The organism is Spirosoma flavus, assembly GCF_054778555.1.
On the sequence record NZ_BAAGZL010000003.1, the window covers coordinates 618,097 to 637,233 of the forward strand.

A 19,137-nucleotide genomic window follows, 5' to 3' on the forward strand; every position below is an offset into this window, starting at 1 on the left:
CTCAACTTTTCTAACAATACTTTGCAAATCAAACAATTCGCAAAGTATGCTGAATTTCAGTTATTTATAATGCCTGTAATATTGAAATGTATGTTTTGATGTATTTTTGATGTATATAAGTTTATGGATTAAGACCACAGTTTCTTCGAGTATTTATTCTTAAATAGTTCAACTTGAATACCTTACATAACTTACCCTTTTAAAACACAAAAAATCCCGATCGCAAGACCAGGATTTTTCAAAAAAATTAGAAATATATTACCCAATTGCTACCCGCTTAAAACTAGAAACGGTTAGACCTTTACTGGTTTTTTCTAAAAGTTGTGCAATGGTCAGCGAGCTGTCTTTAACAAACTCCTGATTCAGAAGCGTATTCTCTTTATAGAATTTGTTCAGCTTACCCATGGCAATTTTTTCGAGCATTGCTTCTGGCTTGCCTTCCTGACGCGCCTGCTCCTTACCAATTTCAATTTCCCGCTCTACGATGGTCGCGTCAACGCCATCTTTGTCCAGAGCAACCGGCTTCATAGCGGCAATCTGCATCGCTACATCACGACCAACTTCCGTTACGTCAGTTCCACTGGTATTATCCAGTCCAACCAATACGCCGAGTTTACCGTTCGAGTGGATATACGAAACAACTTTGTCGGCTGATACGGTTTCGAAAGACGCTACGTCGATTTTCTCACCGATTTTACCCATAAGGTCAGTGATGTGGTCTTGCAGCGAGCGGCCATCAGCCTGGGGTGTTGCCAGCAGCGTAGCCTTATCTGTAGCATCGGTAGCCACTGCTGTGCTAATAACCGCCATAGCCAAATTTTGGAAATCAGCTACTTTCGATACGGGTTCCGTTTCACAAGCCAAAGCGATTACCTTGCCTGATTTGCCATCTGGGCTAACGTGTGCCAGCACAATGCCTTCTGCAGTTGTGTTATCGGCACGCTTGTCAGCTATTTTCTGCCCTTGCTTCCGCAGAATTTCTTTTGCTTTTTCAAAATCACCATCAGCTTCGGTAAGGGCTTTTTTACAATCCATCATACCGGCTCCGGTCTCTTGCCGAAGCTTGTTTACGTCAGCAGCAGTAATTGCCATCTTCGTGAAATTTTCAGTTGTTAAGTTTCTGTTTTCTATTCTGTGATTTCCTAACAAAGACTTTACAGGTAGCCTCGTCAGTTACAGAATAGCCCATAGCGGCTGGCTACGGGCTATTTGTGAAGTTATAGAGTTGTAAAGCTATAAGGTTATAAAGTTGGGGTTTGCCCTAAGAATCTTTACAACCCTATAACCATGTAACATTATAACTTTTTTAGGCTTCTTGCTCGTCTTCAGCAACTGGAGTTGGCGCTACTTCAGCCTCAGGTTGAGTTTCACCTTCGGCACGAGCCTGAGCCAGGTCCTCGTTACGTTTGGCTTCCTCTTCTTCCTGAATGCGCTGATCGTCTTTATCCTGCTTCCGCTCCATCAGACCTTCTTCGATGGCCTTACCAATGGCTAACGTAATAAGCGAAATCGACTTATACGCATCGTCGTTAGCTGGAATAGCAAACTCTACTGAATCAGGATTTGAGTTGGTATCGCACATAGCGAATACGGGGATACCCAGACGGTGTGCTTCAGCAACAGCAATGTGCTCACGCTTTACGTCGACGATAAACAGAGCAGCTGGCAAACGGGTAAGATCGGCAATACCGCCTAGTACGCGCTCCAGTTTCTCTTTATCGCGAGTCCGGGTCAAACGCTCACGCTTGGCAATGCCTTTGACGGTCTCCTCGTCTTTCAGCATTTTGTCCAGCGTTTGCATTTTCTTCAGCGATTTCCGAATGGTTGCGAAGTTAGTCAACATACCACCCTGCCAACGATCAGTTACGTATGGCATTTTCAGGCGACGGGCTTCTTCCGAAACAATTTCCTGAGCCTGTTTTTTGGTAGCCACAAACATCACTTTCCGGCCCGACCGTACAATCCCTTTGATGGCATTGCAAGCTTCGTCGAGAGCAGCCAGTGTTTTATTGAGGTCAATAATGTGGATGCCGTTCTTCTCCATGAAGATATACGGAGACATCCGGGGATCCCATTTGCGAGTTAAGTGCCCAAAGTGCACGCCCGCGTCGAGGAGTTCTTTATATTCGATTTGTGCCATTTCTGATAATGAACAATGAAAATGATTAAATAAACTAGTACGCAGCACCGCGCATCGGCATCATCTAAGCGCAGTCTGGACAGATTTGCACAGGAGTAAAAAGGCAAGTCATTAGGAGAATCCCTCTGCCCATGACCAAACTCCCTCTGCCAATTAACGTTTCGAGAACTGGAACCGACGGCGCGCCTTCCGACGACCATACTTTTTCCGTTCTACCATCCGCGAATCCCGAGTCAGGAAACCTTCTTTTTTCAGAGCTGGACGAAATTCAGCGTTCATCTCGACCAGTGCCCGGGCAATTGCCATACGCGTAGCTTCGGCCTGACCAGCCACACCACCACCGCGAACGTTCACTTTTACGTCGTAGCCGCCCACACCGTTTATCGTAGCAAAGGGCTGGTTCAGAATAATTTGAAGAACTTCGGTCGGAAAGTATTGCTTGTAATCTTTTCCGTTAACCGAAATGGCTCCGCTACCCGCCGACATATAAATGCGCGAGATTGCTGTTTTACGGCGGCCAATGGTATTAATACGTTCCATTATGACTTAGAATTTTACGGCTTTAGGTTGCTGAGCCTCGTGTGGGTGCTGTTCACCAGCATAAACATACAGGTTGGTATACAACCGCCGACCAAGCCGATTTTTAGGCAGCATACCTTTCACAGCGTGTTCGATAATCCGCTCAGGGTGTTTTTCGAGCAGAATCCGGGGCGTAGCAAAACGTTGACCGCCGGGGTAGCCCGTGTGGCGAACGTAAACTTTGTCGGTCATCTTGTCGCCCGTCAGGCGCACCTTCTCGGCGTTGATGACAATCACGTTATCTCCGCAATCAACGTGCGGGGTGAAGTTGGTTTTGTGTTTTCCGCGAATCAGCGATGCAATTTGACTGGCCAGCCGACCGAGTACTGCACCCTGAGCGTCAACCACAACCCATTCCTTCTGCGCCGTTTCTTTGTTAGCAGAGATGGTTTTGTAACTGAGTGTGTTCACTTTATGGAGACTAATTGGTTGATTTCTAACTACTTGCTTGTAAAAAAGCACTCCCGCCTACGAAACGGGAGTGCAAATATAGACGTTATAGGGCTGAAAAACAAGGGTATGCTGATAAATCCTTTTACCGCAGCTTTAGCGTAGCCAGTGCCATAACCGCCAGGATAATTCCGACAATCCAGAAACGAGTCACCAGCTTGGCCTCGTGATAGCCTTTTTTCTGAAAATGGTGATGCAAAGGGGCCATCAGGAAGACACGTTTTCCCTCCCCGTATTTTCGTTTGGTGTATTTAAAATACGTCACCTGCAAAATCACGGAGATGTTTTCGGCCAGGAAAATGCCGCAAACCAGCGGAATCATCAATTCTTTACGTATCGCCAGAAACAAAACGGCAATAACTCCGCCCAGCATCAGACTACCGGTATCGCCCATAAACACCTGCGCCGGGTACGAATTGTACCATAGGAAACCGACGCAGGCCCCTACGAAAGCAGCGCAGAAAATCACCAGTTCACCCGAATTCGGAATATACATGATGGTAAGGTACTGCGACGCAATTTTATTGCTCGACAACCAGGCCAGTACACCCAGCGTCAGCCCAATAATCACCGATGTACCAGCTGCCAATCCGTCGATACCATCCGTAATATTAGCTCCGTTCGATACGGCCGTAATGATGAAAATACAAACCAATACGTAGACAATCCAAGTGTAACTATCGGGTAAAAACCCGAAAAGCAACGTACTGTAATCAAAATCAATGTTTTTGACGAATGGAACCGTAGTCAGCGTCGATTTTATGTCAGTATAAACATCTGGTACGTCCGACGTATTGAGCCGGCGGGGGGCGTATTTCCGGATTTTAACGTAGTCATTGTAATACAGCGTCAGCCCAACAATAAGCCCCAGTCCAACCTGCCCAACTACTTTAAATTTGCCCTGGAGCCCTTCCTTATTCTTCTTAAAAACTTTAATATAATCGTCGAGAAAGCCAATCATCCCTGTCCAGACGGTTGAGACGAGGGCAAGTACTACGTATACGTTCGAAAGTTTGGCAAATAACAGGGCAGGTATCAGCAGCGACGCCAGAATGATAAACCCACCCATTGTCGGCGTACCGCGCTTCTGCATCTGACCTTCCAGCCCCAGATCACGTATCGATTCGCCGATTTGCAGGTTTCGCAACGTATCAATAATCCGCCGGCCAAAGGCAGCGGCTATGAACAGCGACGTAACAACAGCGCCCAACGCACGAAAAGAAATGTATTGAAAAACCCCGGCCCCGGGAATGTTATAACGTTCGTCAAGAAACTGGAAGAGGTAATAGAGCATTTTTTAGAGAGCGAAAGAGTGAAAAAGCAAAAGAGTGAAAGGGAATAGCGTTACGCACTTTCACTCTTTCGCTCTTTCGCTCTTTGTTACACGCCAAAGTTAATGATTTGCACGTTCTGTAAAAGTGCTTCGCAAAACGGCCCGGTCATCGAAATCGTACTTCACACCTTTGATTTCCTGATACGTTTCGTGGCCTTTTCCGGCAACCAGAATAATATCGTGCGGATGAGCCATGGCTACCGCCTGACGTATGGCTTCGTGCCGGTCCTCAACGGTGACCGTTTTCTTAAAATCGGTTGGCGGAACACCCGCCTGCATTTGTTCCAGAATAGCCATCGGTTCTTCGTTACGTGGATTGTCCGACGTCAGGATGACCCGGTTGCTGAACCGGCAGGCTATTTCGGCCATAACCGGGCGTTTGGCCGCATCGCGATTTCCTCCGCAACCAACCACCGTGATCACCTGAGGCAGGTTTCCTTGTTCGTTGGTCTGTCGCAGATTGTTGATGGTTTCCAGTACGTTCTGAAGGGCATCAGGCGTGTGTGCATAATCAACAATACCGACAATTTTATCGTCTGAAACAACCTGCTCGAAACGCCCCGGCGGGGGCGTAATGCCCGACAAGAGCGTCAATACTTCGGTAGGGTCTTCACCCAGCAAAACGGCCGTTCCGTAAACGCTCAGCAGATTATAAGCGTTGAATTTCCCAATTAGCTTAAACCAGACTTCGCGCTCATCGACCAGCATATGCAAGCCGAACAAACCGTCTGCTATTAATTTTCCTTTGAACGTAGCGAGGGTTTTCAGGGAGTAGGTTTCCTTGCGGGCAGCCGTGTTCTGAAGCATCACTAGTCCCCGCTTGTCGTCAACATTGGTCAACGCAAAGGCTGTAGCTGGCAACTGGTCGAAAAAGCCTTTTTTTGCTTTGATGTAATTGTCGAACGTACCGTGAAAATCGAGGTGATCGTGGGTGATGTTCGTGAAAATCCCCCCGGCAAACGTGAGCCCAGCGATACGTTCCTGCACCACTGCGTGCGAACTGACCTCCATGAATACGTGCGTACAACCATGCGACAGCATTTTGGTCAGCAATTGGTTCGTAGTTATTGCATCAGGCGTAGTATGCGTTGCCGGAATTACCTCGTCGTCAATCTGATTCTGAACGGTGGACAGGAGGCCACAGCGATACCCTAGCTGACGGAACAAACGGAACAGTAACGTAGCAACCGAAGTTTTGCCATTGGTACCCGTTACGCCAACCAGCCTGAGCTTACGAGAAGGCTGTTCGTAATAATTAGCGGCTGCTAGGCCCATTGTTCGGGCCGAATCCTGCACACGCACGTAAGCTACTGCGGGGTTCAACTCAGACGGAAATTCTTCGCACAGGATAGCCGTTGCTCCATTCTGAATGGCTTTTTCGATGAAGCTGTGCCCATCGGTGACCGTACCCCGTACTGCAATAAACAAACTACCCGGTCCGGCCCGACGCGAATCCAATGTCAGCTCTGTTACGTCGGTATCCATGCTACCCGACGTAGCAAGCAGCGGAATTTTATAGAAAAGATTTTTGAGTTGCATACCCATAGAACAGACGATACGTCCGCTTGTCGGCTGCAAAAAAACGGTTTACGCACGGAAATGCCTAATCTGAAATCGGATTGATTGGATTATCCTTTTGAACGTAGCACGAGATTCGTAAGGCCGAAATAAGTGGTTATAAATCTATCCAAGCTTCAAACTAATAGCTCGGCCTGCTACGTTGGCAATGCCTACACCCGGCGATACGGACTGCTCTTTTACTTTGCCGCGTCCTTCAACCGAGACACGGAAACCCCGGTTTTCGAGCAGGAAAATAGCATCACGTAGTGAAAGCCCACGCACGTCGGGTACCTGGTCGGAGCGGGTCTGGCGTGATTTCCAACGACCGTTACCGGTCGATTCCACCCAGCCGTCGGTTGAGGGTTCTTCCCCCAGATTCAACGTAGTGCTAAGGGTATTCAAATCATCAGCATTACCGGCCAGCATCTCGGTTGTCGAGATTGGATGCGACGTTTTAGCCCGCATGGGAGGGTGCATTTTGATGTCGGTTGCTACAATTCGGTCAGCTACCGATTTAAATACGGGGGCCGCTACGGCACCAGCATACAATAGATCGATATTATCGCCCTGCGGGGTATCGACCACCGTAATCATGCTGTATTTTGGTCTGTCAGCCGGAAAGTAGCCGATAAATGAGGTGTAGTATTTTCCCACCTGATATTTCCCTTTCACAATTTTCTGAGCAGTGCCCGTTTTGCCAGCTATCGCGTAATGAGCATTATTAATGTGCTTGGCCGTCCCCTCAACCACAACTCCCCGCAGCAACGACTGCGCCAGCCGGGCGGTTTCTCTGGAACAAATGGTTTCAGAGAGCATATACGGCTTATTGTCCTCGATTAATTCATCACCGCGTTTAATTTGCTTTACCAGCATCGGACGTACCCACTTCCCCCCGTTGGCCACCGCGTTGTAGAACGTCAGCATCTGCAAAGGAGTTATCTGCATCTCGTAGCCATACGACATCGACGTTAGCGAAACCTTGCTCCAGCCTTTCATATCCGGATTTCGCACGATGGGAACGGCTTCTCCTTTCATGTGAATGCCCGTCGGCTGCGTCAGGTGAAACTTGGCCAGATACTGACAGTATAACTTGGGTCGGTTATAGAAATAACTCTTCATGAGCAGGTGTGTACCTACATTCGACGATTTTTCGAAAACCTGCCGGGCCGTAATGGTACCGGAGCCACCCCGTTTCGCATCGTGAATACCCAGGCCATGATACGTCATGGAACCTCCGCCTGTAGCCACCATCTGATTCAGCGAAATAGCTTTTTCTTCAAGCAACGCCATCATGGTAGCCAGTTTGAACGTAGAGCCAGGATCAGTACGTCCAGACAGGGCGTGGTTAAAATTTTCGACGTAGTGGTCGTTCTGTTTCGTCAGGTTGGCAATAGCGCGGATTTCACCAGTAGCTACTTCCATCACAATGACGCAGCCCGTAGCTGCCCTGTATTTTTCCAGCGCCGAACGTAGCGATGACTCAGCAATGTCCTGAAAATTAACGTCGATCGTCGTGTATAAATCCATGCCTGGCTCCGGCGTCATCTCAGGACCGTCGTTCACGGGTTTACGTACGCCACCGGCCAGCACTTCAACAAATCCGACGGCATTTTTACCGGCCAGTTCCGGCTGAAAACTAGCTTCAAGTCCGATCAGTCCCCGATTTGTTTTTGCATCGAGGTTTCCAATGGTACGTTCGGCCATTTGCCCAAACGGGTGATACCGCTCGTAGTGCGGACGTAGCACGCCCCCGCGCGCGGCCACCTTCGCCGTTGACCGGAAAAATGGCCATTTAAGCAGCTCCTGCCGTTCTTGGAACGTAATGCGCCGACGACTCAGCAGAAGGTAACGCCGTTTATTTTTGCGAGCCTTATCGATCAACGCCTTATACTCAAAAGCACTACGTTCCCGAAACGTACGGGCCAGAATAAGGGTAAGCGAATCGATTTTTTCCGCATAGTATTCTTTTTTGGCGGCCATCGGATCTAGGCCAACTATGTAAGTTGGCAGCGACGTAGCGAGCAGATTGTCGTTGAGGGCGTAAATTTTCCCCCGCATAGCCCGAATTGTATCGTGATGAATGACCGTCGTAGCGACGCGGTCGTGCCATGGCCGTCCTTTTTTATCCTTATGCAGATACTGCACATACAGCAGCCGTACAATTACGCCCACGGCCAGCACAATCACGATATAAAAAATGTGATTGGCCCGTTCAATGATGTCCTGCTTAATATTCATCTGCCTTCACTACGATTTTTTGGGGTGGTTTCTGACTATCAACAATGCCTAATCCGCTCACATGCTTACTAATTTCCGATTGCTTCCCGCTTTTATCGAAATCGGCCTGTAAAACGGTCGCCTGAGCCCGCAATTCATCCGTCTGATTTTTAGCGCGCTGAATACGTCGAACCAGTCGCTCGGCGTTGTGATTGAGGAAGATGTACAGAATCAACAAACCGGTAACCCACAAAATCCGGTCGATGTAGCGAATAGGCCAGGCATTATCCTCGCCAAAAAGCCTGTCAAGGCCAATGAAGTCGTTGAGCCACGTAGCCAGCTGGAGCCGACGTCGTTGCTTCTTCTGGGGCGCAGGTTGAGCGGGCCGCCGAATGGTATTTTTAGCCATGATGGGTTAGGGGGAACAAAGACACAAATTAATAAAAGGCTCGCTTCTGTTGCACAGATATTTTAGTAGAAATACAAATTTTAACCGTTTATGGAGTACAGCTATGTTGGCGAAGCAGCGTTATTTTTGTGGACCGGATAGGCTACGCTGCCCAGCAGCCAGCCGAAATGAGACTATTTGTCATTCCAAGCCAGGCTATTGGTGCTGAACGAGGCATGACAAAAATGATTAGCAGCTTAAGTAATTAACAATTAGTTAAATACCAGAAATCAGTGATCAGCGACCTTCACGACCGACGGGGATTTTTGCAGAAAAGTGTTCTAGCAGCTTTGGGTACCTGGGTAGGTACTGAAATTGCCTTTGCGGATAAAATACCTCAGAATCACGTACCAATTGCCTTTGATTATGACCCGCTGAAAGATAAAACGCCGGGTATGAAGGTATTGGGCGATAAACCCTGGAATGTAGAATCGCCTGTTCATTTCCTCGACGATGCCGTTACGCCCGTCGAAAAGATGTTTATCCGCAACAACGGTCTGATTCCCAGCGAACCTATCAACCCGGCCACCTGGACGTTGACCATCAACGGAGAATCGGTAAAAGCGCCGAAAACCTATACGCTGGCCGATTTGAAGAAACGTTTCACCAACCATACGTATCAACTCGTGCTTGAATGTGGCGGAAATGGCCGTTCTGGATTTGAGCCGCAAACCACTGGCAACCCGTGGGATCAGGGAGCCGTCAGCTGCGCCGAATGGACGGGTGTTCGTCTGAAAGACATTCTGGCCGACGTAGGACTGAAAGATGATGCCGTGTACATCGGGTACTACGGAAAAGACCCGCATCTGAGCCAGGACCCCAAAAAAGTAGCTATCTCGCGGGGGGTGCCCATCAAAAAAGCGCTGGAAAACGAAACGCTGATTGCCTGGGCCGTAAATGGCAAAGATATTCCACTCGCTCACGGTTATCCGCTACGGCTGGTGATTGGCGGCTGGCCAGCGTCGGTATCGGGTAAATGGCTGCATACCATTGCGATACGTAACAAAGAGCACGATGGTGCCAAGATGGAAGGGCATAGTTACCGGATGCCTATCCGCCCCGTTCAGCCGGGCGAGAAGCTGGCCGAAACGCCTGAAAATTTCCGAATTATCGAGTCCATGCCGGTGAAGTCACTGATCACGTATCCGCAAACGGGCGCTATGTTCGATGTCAAGAAAGCGCTCGCGTTACGTGGTCATGCCTGGGCGGGCGATCGGTCTGTAGCTGAGGTACATACATCAATCGATTACGGTGCAACTTGGCAAAAAGCAAACGTAGCAGCTCCCAAAAATCGGCTGGCCTGGCAGCATTGGACGGCTAACATCAATTTTCCAAAGCCGGGGTATTACGAAGTTTGGGTACGGGCTACCGATAGTAGCGGTGCTTCGCAACCCATGGTCATTCCGCAATGGAATCCGGGCGGTTATCTGAATAACGCATGCCACCGGATTGCAGTAAAAGCCACCTAGTACGTAGCATTATCATGAAAGTAATAACACTTAGTTTTTTTATCGGGCTTGTGTCCATAGCGATGCTTAGTTTTCGAACTACGTCACCGCGTCAACTGTCGGTGTCAGCCAACGTAGCGATGGATACGGTAAAGAATGATCCTGAAAGTGGGCTGGCACTCGATGCCAGTTTAACGATGGTGAAAGCCCAATGCACGGCCTGCCACTCCTCTAAACTGATTTTACAGCACCGTTTTACGCGGGCAGGCTGGCTGGAACGTATCCGCTGGATGCAGAAATACCACAAACTCTGGGATTTGGGTGAGTCAGAAAAAGTGGTACTTGATTATCTGGAGAAGCATTACGGCCCTCAATCAGCTCAGGTGACGATATCACCCAGACGGGCACCACTTAAGGATATTCAGTGGTATAAACTTCCTTAAGTTGCTTGTAGGCCAAGCCTTTTTCCGGAATAAGTACAATTCTATTCTAAATTTGGAGATTGCTTAGATATACAGAGTACTTATTTTAGACTTTTTTGCATTTAATATTTTATAAATTATCTAACTTAAATCCTTTTCGGTAACGTTATCGGTAACGTTTGCATAAAAAAAAGAGACATTTTCTTCCTTACCTATGTTATTCTTTGCAAGCTTGTATTATACTTTCTAATCGACGAACAAGAGGAAACTCGAACGTATCGACGAATAATCCAAATTGTATCTTTTATGTTAGCTAAATCATCTTCCCAATACCGTCGGCAGGAAAACGATTTTGTTGACGTATATACAACAACTCCACTTTATAAACTCCAATTTAATCCCAAAGACAAAACCCCAAAGTACAAACAGATCGTGCAATCGGTCATTACCGATATTGAACGGGGTGTTCTGAAAAATAATGAGCAGTTACCCTCCATCAGCGAACTGAGCGTTGAGTATTATCTGGCGCGTGATACCGTCGAAAAGGCGTACCGGGAACTTCGCGAACTGGGCTATATTATATCGGTGCAGGGAAAGGGATATTACGTCCAGGTGAACGTAGCACCCAAGCTGAAAATCCTGTTGATATTCAACAAATTAAGTTCTTATAAGAAAATCATTTATTACTCATTTCTGAAGGCGCTTGGCGACCACGCGACCGTTGACCTACAGATACATCATTACAGCGCGTATCACTTTCAGGAAATTATTGAGAAGAATTTGGGGAAATACAATTACTACGTAGTAATGCCCCATTTTACGCAGGATCTGGACAAAGCAAATTATATGAAAGTGCTTGAACGGATTCCGTCGGATGAATTAGTTCTACTCGACAAAGACGTTCCCGAATTAAGCGGTTCACCCCTCAGTGTACATCAGAAATTCGACAAAGACATTTGCGATGCGCTCGAAAACGCGCAGGATCTGTTGCATAAATACAACCGGATGGTGCTCATGCTGCCTAGCGACGGTAATTACTGCGTCGAAACCATGCATGGATTCCGTACGTTCTGCGTGAATTACAACAAAGAATTTTCCATCAAGGAAAGCGCTCTAAATGAGCAGCTTCAGCCGGGAACAGCCTACGTAGTGGTCGAGGAAACCGATTTGTCGGAGTTGGTAAAAAAAGCCCGCCAATCGAATTACGAACTCGGTCGAGAAATTGGCATTATTTCCTTCAACGAAACCACGTTGAAGGAACTCCTCAACATCACGGTCGTCACGACTGATTTTGAAGCGATGGGCTACACGGCCGCTTCCCTCCTGCTCGATCACAAACGCATCAAGGTTAAGAACCCGTTCTACATGATACGTCGTGGATCGTTGTAGCTAATAAAACTGTTAAATTTCTTAAAATGAGCCTGTTGTCTCGTGTCAGTAAGACAACAGGCTCACTACAAATTAATAGCCTGTTTGCCAGCTTTTAGCGTCATCGATTTGCCTTTCCAACGTAGCGTACCGGGCAAATTATTAGGTAGCGTTACGTTACCGGTTAACCCACCCGATGGCGTTTTCTGAAACTGCACGGCAATCTCGCCCAATGGATGCGGGATTTTCCCTTCTACACTCGTCAAATCTCCAAAAAATGGCTCGATACGTACCGCTTTAAAACCAGGCTCGCCGGGCCGAATACCACAGGTTATCGACAGAAATTCATACAACGGAGAGGCACTCCAGGCATGACAATCTGAACGGGTTGGTTCGGGATTTTCAGCGAACGTAGTAAGGCCAATAGCCAGCATATCGCGCCAGGGTTTGAGTTGGGCAACAAACTGGTCGCCTAAGCCGGTTTTTTTGAGAGCTTCGAACAGGTAAAATTTGAAATAAAACGTAGCCTGCGTCAGCGACGTATCGGCTATGGTTTTCTGTAATAAAGCGGCCTGTTGTTCCACCGGAACGGCGTTGGTGAGCACCGCCAGGATGTTGGCGTGCTGGCTATAACTGTTCTTTCCAGGCTGACCAGCGGGAATCAGGGGCGTATCGGCGAAGAAACCTTTGGTAGCATCCCAGCACTGTGCATATACGGTTTTGTTCAATCGGCGGGCTAGATCCCGATAATATTCAGCCCGTTCGTTCTGGCCGTAGTGCGCCAGCAAATCAGCGGCCCGAAAATACGTATAGGCCTGCTGTAACGACAAAATACTTGAACCGCCTTTCCGCGCGCCATTCGGAACGCCCCCGGAAATTTCGTCTTTCGCATTCTGCCACTTCGACCAGTCGACAAAATTCCACCATTCCAGCGGGCCATTCAGTCCGGTTTTGGCGATCCGTTGCTCATGCCAGTTCAACACGCCTAGAATTCCCGTCAGCATTGATTTCACAAATTCATCGTCCTGACGGTGCATCCAGTAATCATGAATCATGCAAACCCAAAACAGCGAAAACGTCGGAATCACCTGAAAATCAGCAGATGGATAGCGGCTTTGTGTCAGTCCATCGTTGAAACGGCTGTGGTCATAGTCCAAAATGGCTTTCCGCATAAGTCGGTCGTCGCCCGATACGTAGAGTGAAATCATGGCCTGAATCCGCGTATCGCCGGTGTATTGAAGTTGTTCGTAATACGGGCAGTCGTAATACGTCTCACCCGCACACAAGCGAGCCGTCCGCCAGCCCACATTCCAGAGGTTTTTCAACGTACTATCACTCGTCGTAAACTGAGCCTTTTCCTGAAACGGATAGCCCGTAAAATGCCCAACCAGATCGTCTAATGTCAACGCTTCGTCTTTGGTTTCAACGGTCAATTGCAGGTACCGATACGTTCGAAACCAGAGTGGCCGGAAGGTTCGTTTATCGCTACCATCCGCCACAAATTGATCGTCAAAACCGCGCATGGTACGTCCTTCTACGTCGTTCCGATTGCCTTTTTTACCCTGCGCATCAATCAACGCTTCAGCATACGACAACGTAACAACCGCGCCTTTTCCCTTGCTAACCGTAAGTTCGGGATAAGCGTTTGTCAGGTAACTCTGATCGAGCATGAACGTGGCTTTTGTATTCGCCGGAACCGTAACTGGCCCTTTCCCTTGCAGGAACGTAGCGTCCATTTTAGCATTTTCACTCCGCCGGACAGCCGTCAGCCGAACCACATTTTCTTCCATCATCGGGATGCTACGTGGCACCAAACCCCAGTTGCCGTCGGTTCCTAGCCCACGCGGTTTTGTTGGGAAGCCAAATGGTTTGGCCGCTACCCAGGTTTTATCATCGAAGTTCGATTGCTCCCAGCCCCAGGGATATTTGGACGCATCCACCCGGTCGCCATCACCAGCTACGATATACGTTCGAAGTTTTGGAATGTCGTTTTTGATGGGCGAATACGCTACGTTATGAAGCACTTTCCAGCTTGCATCGGTATTCGCTATTTTTTCGGCGTCGGTATCGCCTTGTACCAGAAAACCAACCTGATAGCTCATCTGCGCGAAGGGAGCACCATCGCCCATGTACCACACCTGCGCAGCCAAAACGTTACGTCCGGCCTGTAGAAACGGAGCCAGATCTATGGTTTCGTAATTCCAGTTTTGCAGATCGCTACGTGCCGGACCCAACGCCACCGATTTTCCGTTGACAAACAGCCGATATCGATTATCCGCCGATACGTGTACGACAAACTTGGCGGGTTTCTGGGTCAGGTCGATGGCTTTGCGAAAATGAAAAATGCCATATTGCCGAACCGGGGCCGTCGGATGCACGATCCAGCGAGCGGGCCAGTACTGGTTTGTCCAATTCGACGACGTAGCTGGCGTCTGAGCGAAACCAATCGCCAACGTAGTGATTAAAAGGGCAATGGAATACAGCAGTTGTCTCATACAAGCAAAATAATCTTCTTCGATAAGTAGCTCTTCAGCTATTGGGTGGATCAAAATTAATCGAGTCACCGTATGAAATTGCGTCTTTTCAGGTATTATCTTTCAAAATCTAATTCTACAACCTGATGAAAACTTCACGACGAACTTTTTTACAGAAATCCTCCCGAAGCGGCCTGGCCTTGTTGTCAACGAGTGGCCTTGCTACTACGTTACCAGCAGCGACTAAGTTCTCAGAAGAATCCACTCGCCAAACCACTGCCATCAAGCCTGACAACGTGGTACGTTCGCTACCCGAAAATATGGTTTGGGGCTATTACGGGGCCGATGTACCACCCGTTGCCAACGTAAAAGATGGCGACGTAGTAGAGATTCAGACCGTCAATCCGTCGGGTGTCAGCCGAACGAATCCAGAGGAGTTTTACACCAAAAATAATCTACCGCTAGATCAACACGCACAGGAGGTTATTGCCATTTTAAAAACGGTAAAACCAGAACCTTCTGGTATCCGAGGTCATATGCTGACTGGGCCAGTTTACATTGAAGGCGCCATGCCGGGCGATAGTCTTGAAATACGTATTCTCGATATGACTTTCCCAGCTCCGTTTGGTGTAAACAGCGTCTGGCCGGGTGGCGGTGGCATTCCCGACGAAGTAAAAACCCGCGAGACATTCGTTTATCGGTACGACATGAAGCGCAAAACGGCTTCCTTGAAAGAGGGTATCGATATTCCATTGAAACCATTTATGGGCGTAATGGCCTTGTCGCCACCGGCCGATATGGGGCGTCAGAGTTCAATTCCGCCTAATTTTTACGGAGGTAATCTGGACATTAAACACCTGACCAAAGGCGCTACGTTGTACCTTCCGGTTTCGGTAGCGGGTGGCCTGTTCACTACGGGCGATGGGCATGGCGCGCAGGGTAACGGCGAGGTAAGTGGCGTAGCGATTGAGACGGCTATCAATCTGACGGTAAAATTTATCGTACATAAAGGCAACACTTTAAAAGTTCCCCGCGCCGAAACGCCAACACATTTTATCACCGTCGGACTCGATAAAGATTTGAATAAAGCCATGAAAAATGCGCTTTCGGAAACCTGCGCATTCATTCGGGATGAGTTGGGGTTTACGTTCAACGAAGCGTTATCCATTGCCAGCACCGCTGTTGATTTTGAAGTAAGCCAGGTTGTTGATCAGACGCTGGGCGTTCATGGGATGATTCCAAAATCAATTTTCACAAAGAAGAAATTTGTCTATTGGACGTAGCGTTTGACTTTACTATCTATTTTAACGTATTACATAGATGCAACTCATCAAAATCCTGAATCAAATTATTTATTTTCTGCTTGAACTTTGTATGTTGGCCAGCCTTGGATACGCTGGTTTCCTCAGTAGTCAGCACACCTTGGGAAAATACCTTTTAGCTATTGGCCTCCCACTGGCCGCGGCTATTCTTTGGGGATTTTTTGCGGCTCCTCGTTCAACGTATCGACTAGAATTTCCTTATCGGTCTTTGTTCGCTTTAACGTTATTTGGATTTGCGTTTTTTATGCTTTATAAAACTGGCCAAACGCGACTAGCCATTACGTTGGGAATTACAGCTTTACTTTGTGAGTTTATAGCAATCTCCTTAAAATAAATGAAGCTTATTTTTTTCTTACCTATCCTGTTGCTTAGCTGCTGCCAATCAATTTTCGCGCAGATAAATAGAGCCTTCATCGAGAAAAAATATAGTATTCCTTTCCAGTTAACTGAGCATAATAACATCTCTATCAAAGCTATTCTTAATCAAAAAGACACTCTTGATTTGATGTTTCACACAGCAGCAAATGCTGTTACGTTAACTGAAGATGGGGTTAAAAAAATAAAGAACATTACGTTTGCCGGAGCTGACAGTGTTAGCAGTTGGGGCGGTAGCGGCAATTCTTCACGCTTCAGCAAAGATAATTCGCTGCAATTAGGGCCATTGAGCTGGACAAACGTATCGATTTGGGAGAACAAAAATTCAGGACCAAAAACGGACGGCAAATTTGGCATCGACCTTTTCGTCGACCGGGTTATTGAGTTGGATTTTAATAAAAATCAATTAATACTTCATGCTGATTTGCCTGATAAATCTAAAAAATATAAGAAGCTTAAACTTTACGTTGAGAATGATTTAATGTTTATTGAAGGAAATTGTGAAATCGAAAATCGAATTTTGAAAAATAGATTTCTAATTCATTCTGGCTATTCAGGCGCGCTTCTATTTAATGACACATTTGTCAGCGAAAATACCATCGACAAAAAATTAAAAGTCATTAGCGAAAAGGAATTAAAAGATTCGTTCGGAAATAGTGTAAAAACTAAAAGAGCCGTTTTACCATCGTTTACGCTTGGAAACACTAAATTAACAAACGTATCAGTAGGTTTTTTTACCGGAAAAATTGGCAATCAGAAAGTAAGCATTCTCGGGGGCGATATCCTGAAAAGATTCAACGTACTAATTGACGAAAAGAGAGAATATATTTATCTAAGCCCCAATAAATTAAAAAAGTCTACATACTTTAATAGTTAATAAATAGCGTTCCAGTAACGTAGCGTAGCTATTCTGAAAAATGGATGCATCCGACAATATAAATCTGACGTTACCCCAGAAAATTCGCCTGGCCGCTACCGTATTTGCCATCTACTGGCCACTCCGCTTTTACATTAATTTAAATTCCCTCGATGTAGAAAAAGTTAGTGCTTTCTGGTGGTTTATCTGGCTGTCGGAAATTCCTATTACCATTGCACTTTTTACCTTCTGGCTGAGTCTTACAGAATGGCTGGAAAACAAACTAAATGGCCGTTCTGGGCGGCTTTTCCAGCGGGATGGCAAATTTGTTGTTCAATTAATGACTCTGCTGATTGCGGCCGTGCTATCGTTCGGATTTGACTGGGCTTTTTTCGGATATTTAAGCCAGGCACGTAAAGCGTTCGATCAGACAGAAACCTCCATGTTCCCCGGCCAAACGACTCCGATCAAGCCAGAAATTAGAGAATTCTTTCGTAGAAACGAAGGCCAAAGACGGCACAAAGCGACAACGGCACTAACTGTAATGGCCTTACTGATGGCGTATTATTTAGCCGCAAATCGCCGTAGAGATAAGGTAGTCAGCCAGTTACAGGTAAACGCTGAACAATTAAAACGGGAAGCTTCGCAAGCCCAGTTCGACGCGTTGAAGACCCAGGTGAATCCTCACTTTTTGTTTAACAGTCTGAGTATTCTGTCCTCGCTGGTCGACGTCAATCCGAAATTGTCTATTCGATTTATCAACCATCTTTCCCGTGCATACCGTTATATTCTGGAGCAGCAGGATACCGAACGGGTAAATCTGAAAACAGAACTTGAATTTTTAAATGCTTATTGTTTTTTATTGACAATTCGATTTAACGATCGGCTTCAACTCGTCAACAGCATTTCGGAAGAAGAATCCATTCGGTTTAACATTGCTCCGCTAACCCTGCAACTGCTGATGGAAAATGCGGTCAAGCATAACCAGATGTCACGCAGGCATCCACTGATTGTTACGTTGGCTATTGAAGAATGTTATTTACTGATTAGCAACCCGATACATCTTCGGCTACCCGATGAGATTTTCCCGGAAAATTCAACTGGCATCGGTTTGGCGAATATCACTAATCGCTACCGACTGCTCACCGATCGCCCTGTGCTCGTTTCACAGAATGACAATACTTTTACCGTTAGTATCCCGCTTTTACAATGAATGTCGTCGTCGTTGAAGATGAATCCTTGTCCGCCCAGCGTCTGGAAATGCTTTTATGGGAATATGATTCGTCGATACGGGTAGTAGCCGTGCTTTCGTCCGTTACTGAAGCGATTGAGTGGTTTAGTGACCAAACCCCTGCCAATCAACCCGATCTGGTATTTATGGACATTCATCTGGAAGATGGAAGTGCGTTTGGCATTATCAAAAAAGTCAAACTGACGATTCCGATCATCTTTACCACTGCTTACGAAACCTATGCTATTCAAGCGTTTAAGGCGAATAGTGTCGACTATTTGTTGAAACCAATTGACGAAAACGAGCTGGCGGCCGCCATTGATAAATTCAAATGGACGCAACAGAAACAGCGCCCTACTGCGCCCAATCCTGCCCAATGGTCGACTCTATTAAACTGGCAGGATACGCCCAGCCAACCCATCTACAAAGATCGTTTTATGGTTACGGTCGGGACGAAGATTAGAAGCATCAGTGTAGACCAGATTGCGTACTTTTTTTATGAAGAAAAGACTACGTACCTAACCACGCAGGACGGACAAAATATGGTAGTTGAATACAGTCTGGATAAAGTAACAAGCCTGCTTAATCCTCATCAATTTTTCCGGGTAAATCGCGCCTACCTGGTCAGCTTATCAGCTATCCAATCGATTCATACGTACTCTGGCAGCAAGTTAAATCTCACATTACATCCCGCCCCCCGGCACGAGGTTTTCGTCAGCCCCGACCGCCTGACCGATTTTAAGAAGTGGCTGGGAAAATAAGTGGCTCTATAGCTTGGCAGAACTATTTTTTCGACCGTCAAAATTGGACTTTCGACCCGCTAAAATCAGGAATTGGCCGTGATGGTTTGCTCCAGTAGGCGATTGCGGCCTAATTTGCGAGAAAACAGGCACCGAATGTAATTCGAAAATTGG

17 protein-coding genes are annotated in these 19,137 nt (G+C 47.0%); 8 read left to right on the plus strand and 9 right to left on the minus strand.

The window, feature by feature from the left end:
• Window positions 1-258: 258 nt before the first annotated feature.
• From tsf to ACYVF1_RS19090, 8 genes are all read right to left on the minus strand, one after another.
• Window positions 259-1,092: a translation elongation factor Ts gene (tsf, locus tag ACYVF1_RS19055; protein ID WP_461081727.1), complete on the minus strand. Its 834-nt coding sequence runs from the start codon at window positions 1,090-1,092 to the stop codon at window positions 259-261.
• 214 nt (window positions 1,093-1,306) lie between these two features.
• Complete coding sequence (rpsB, locus tag ACYVF1_RS19060; RefSeq protein WP_461081729.1) at window positions 1,307-2,140, minus strand: 30S ribosomal protein S2; 834 nt, start codon at window positions 2,138-2,140, stop codon at window positions 1,307-1,309.
• Window positions 2,141-2,293: 153 nt separating this feature from the next.
• On the minus strand, window positions 2,294-2,680 hold the full coding sequence (gene rpsI / locus ACYVF1_RS19065) for a 30S ribosomal protein S9 (RefSeq protein ID WP_461081731.1): 387 nt from the start codon (window positions 2,678-2,680) through the stop codon (window positions 2,294-2,296).
• A 6-nt stretch (window positions 2,681-2,686) separates the two neighbouring features.
• Window positions 2,687-3,130 carry a 50S ribosomal protein L13 gene (rplM, locus tag ACYVF1_RS19070; RefSeq protein WP_461081733.1) on the minus strand — a complete coding sequence of 148 codons (444 nt, stop codon included), beginning with the start codon at window positions 3,128-3,130 and terminating at the stop codon, window positions 2,687-2,689.
• A gap of 124 nt (window positions 3,131-3,254) precedes the next feature.
• Window positions 3,255-4,463, minus strand: a complete 1,209-nt coding sequence (mraY, locus tag ACYVF1_RS19075) for a phospho-N-acetylmuramoyl-pentapeptide-transferase (protein ID WP_461081735.1) — start codon at window positions 4,461-4,463, stop codon at window positions 3,255-3,257.
• A gap of 99 nt (window positions 4,464-4,562) precedes the next feature.
• Window positions 4,563-6,041: a UDP-N-acetylmuramoyl-L-alanyl-D-glutamate--2,6-diaminopimelate ligase gene (locus ACYVF1_RS19080; RefSeq protein WP_461082302.1), complete on the minus strand. Its 1,479-nt coding sequence runs from the start codon at window positions 6,039-6,041 to the stop codon at window positions 4,563-4,565.
• Window positions 6,042-6,185: 144 nt separating this feature from the next.
• Entirely contained in the window at window positions 6,186-8,300 is a 2,115-nt protein-coding gene (locus ACYVF1_RS19085) for a penicillin-binding protein (protein WP_461081737.1), read from the minus strand.
• On the minus strand, window positions 8,290-8,688 hold the full coding sequence (locus ACYVF1_RS19090; RefSeq protein WP_461081739.1) for an FtsL-like putative cell division protein: 399 nt from the start codon (window positions 8,686-8,688) through the stop codon (window positions 8,290-8,292). The genes ACYVF1_RS19085 and ACYVF1_RS19090 overlap by 11 nt, the downstream gene beginning before the upstream one ends.
• A gap of 272 nt (window positions 8,689-8,960) precedes the next feature.
• On the opposite strand from ACYVF1_RS19090, the gene ACYVF1_RS19095 reads away from it, so the two are divergent.
• From ACYVF1_RS19095 to ACYVF1_RS19105, 3 genes are all read left to right on the plus strand, one after another.
• On the plus strand, window positions 8,961-10,196 hold the full coding sequence (locus ACYVF1_RS19095; RefSeq protein WP_461081741.1) for a sulfite oxidase: 1,236 nt from the start codon (window positions 8,961-8,963) through the stop codon (window positions 10,194-10,196).
• A gap of 14 nt (window positions 10,197-10,210) precedes the next feature.
• Entirely contained in the window at window positions 10,211-10,618 is a 408-nt protein-coding gene (locus ACYVF1_RS19100) for a hypothetical protein (RefSeq protein WP_461081743.1), read from the plus strand.
• Window positions 10,619-10,903: 285 nt separating this feature from the next.
• Complete coding sequence (locus ACYVF1_RS19105; RefSeq protein WP_461081745.1) at window positions 10,904-11,986, plus strand: GntR family transcriptional regulator; 1,083 nt, start codon at window positions 10,904-10,906, stop codon at window positions 11,984-11,986.
• A 65-nt stretch (window positions 11,987-12,051) separates the two neighbouring features.
• Here ACYVF1_RS19105 and ACYVF1_RS19110 read toward each other — a convergent pair whose 3' ends face one another.
• Window positions 12,052-14,460 carry a family 78 glycoside hydrolase catalytic domain gene (locus ACYVF1_RS19110; protein ID WP_461081747.1) on the minus strand — a complete coding sequence of 803 codons (2,409 nt, stop codon included), beginning with the start codon at window positions 14,458-14,460 and terminating at the stop codon, window positions 12,052-12,054.
• 125 nt (window positions 14,461-14,585) lie between these two features.
• On the opposite strand from ACYVF1_RS19110, the gene ACYVF1_RS19115 reads away from it, so the two are divergent.
• From ACYVF1_RS19115 to ACYVF1_RS19135, 5 genes are read left to right on the plus strand one after another with little or no spacing between them, the layout of a single operon-like run.
• Entirely contained in the window at window positions 14,586-15,722 is a 1,137-nt protein-coding gene (locus tag ACYVF1_RS19115) for an acetamidase/formamidase family protein (protein WP_461081749.1), read from the plus strand.
• 37 nt (window positions 15,723-15,759) lie between these two features.
• Window positions 15,760-16,095, plus strand: coding sequence for a YrdB family protein (locus ACYVF1_RS19120; RefSeq protein WP_461081751.1), 336 nt, complete (start codon window positions 15,760-15,762; stop codon window positions 16,093-16,095).
• Complete coding sequence (locus tag ACYVF1_RS19125; RefSeq protein ID WP_461081753.1) at window positions 16,096-17,013, plus strand: hypothetical protein; 918 nt, start codon at window positions 16,096-16,098, stop codon at window positions 17,011-17,013.
• Between the two features lie 40 nt (window positions 17,014-17,053).
• Window positions 17,054-18,205 (plus strand): sensor histidine kinase, encoded by a 1,152-nt coding sequence (locus tag ACYVF1_RS19130; RefSeq protein ID WP_461081755.1) that lies wholly within the window; start codon window positions 17,054-17,056, stop codon window positions 18,203-18,205.
• Window positions 18,202-18,984, plus strand: a complete 783-nt coding sequence (locus tag ACYVF1_RS19135; protein WP_461081757.1) for a LytR/AlgR family response regulator transcription factor — start codon at window positions 18,202-18,204, stop codon at window positions 18,982-18,984. The genes ACYVF1_RS19130 and ACYVF1_RS19135 overlap by 4 nt, the downstream gene beginning before the upstream one ends.
• Window positions 18,985-19,137 lie beyond the last annotated feature (153 nt).

Bases quoted from the DNA above. Each gene is read 5' to 3' on its own strand.
- tsf (WP_461081727.1), bottom strand. From the start codon at position 1,092: ATGGCAATTACTGCTGCTGACGTAAACAAGCTTCGGCAAGAGACCGGA.
- rpsB (WP_461081729.1), bottom strand. From the start codon at position 2,140: ATGGCACAAATCGAATATAAAGAACTCCTCGACGCGGGCGTGCACTTT.
- rpsI (WP_461081731.1), bottom strand. From the start codon at position 2,680: ATGGAACGTATTAATACCATTGGCCGCCGTAAAACAGCAATCTCGCGC.
- mraY (WP_461081735.1), bottom strand. From the start codon at position 4,463: ATGCTCTATTACCTCTTCCAGTTTCTTGACGAACGTTATAACATTCCC.
- ACYVF1_RS19080 (WP_461082302.1), bottom strand. From the start codon at position 6,041: ATGCAACTCAAAAATCTTTTCTATAAAATTCCGCTGCTTGCTACGTCG.
- ACYVF1_RS19085 (WP_461081737.1), bottom strand. From the start codon at position 8,300: ATGAATATTAAGCAGGACATCATTGAACGGGCCAATCACATTTTTTAT.
- ACYVF1_RS19090 (WP_461081739.1), bottom strand. From the start codon at position 8,688: ATGGCTAAAAATACCATTCGGCGGCCCGCTCAACCTGCGCCCCAGAAG.
- ACYVF1_RS19100 (WP_461081743.1), top strand. From the start codon at position 10,211: ATGAAAGTAATAACACTTAGTTTTTTTATCGGGCTTGTGTCCATAGCG.
- ACYVF1_RS19105 (WP_461081745.1), top strand. From the start codon at position 10,904: ATGTTAGCTAAATCATCTTCCCAATACCGTCGGCAGGAAAACGATTTT.
- ACYVF1_RS19110 (WP_461081747.1), bottom strand. From the start codon at position 14,460: ATGAGACAACTGCTGTATTCCATTGCCCTTTTAATCACTACGTTGGCG.
- ACYVF1_RS19115 (WP_461081749.1), top strand. From the start codon at position 14,586: ATGAAAACTTCACGACGAACTTTTTTACAGAAATCCTCCCGAAGCGGC.
- ACYVF1_RS19120 (WP_461081751.1), top strand. From the start codon at position 15,760: ATGCAACTCATCAAAATCCTGAATCAAATTATTTATTTTCTGCTTGAA.
- ACYVF1_RS19125 (WP_461081753.1), top strand. From the start codon at position 16,096: ATGAAGCTTATTTTTTTCTTACCTATCCTGTTGCTTAGCTGCTGCCAA.
- ACYVF1_RS19130 (WP_461081755.1), top strand. From the start codon at position 17,054: ATGGATGCATCCGACAATATAAATCTGACGTTACCCCAGAAAATTCGC.
- ACYVF1_RS19135 (WP_461081757.1), top strand. From the start codon at position 18,202: ATGAATGTCGTCGTCGTTGAAGATGAATCCTTGTCCGCCCAGCGTCTG.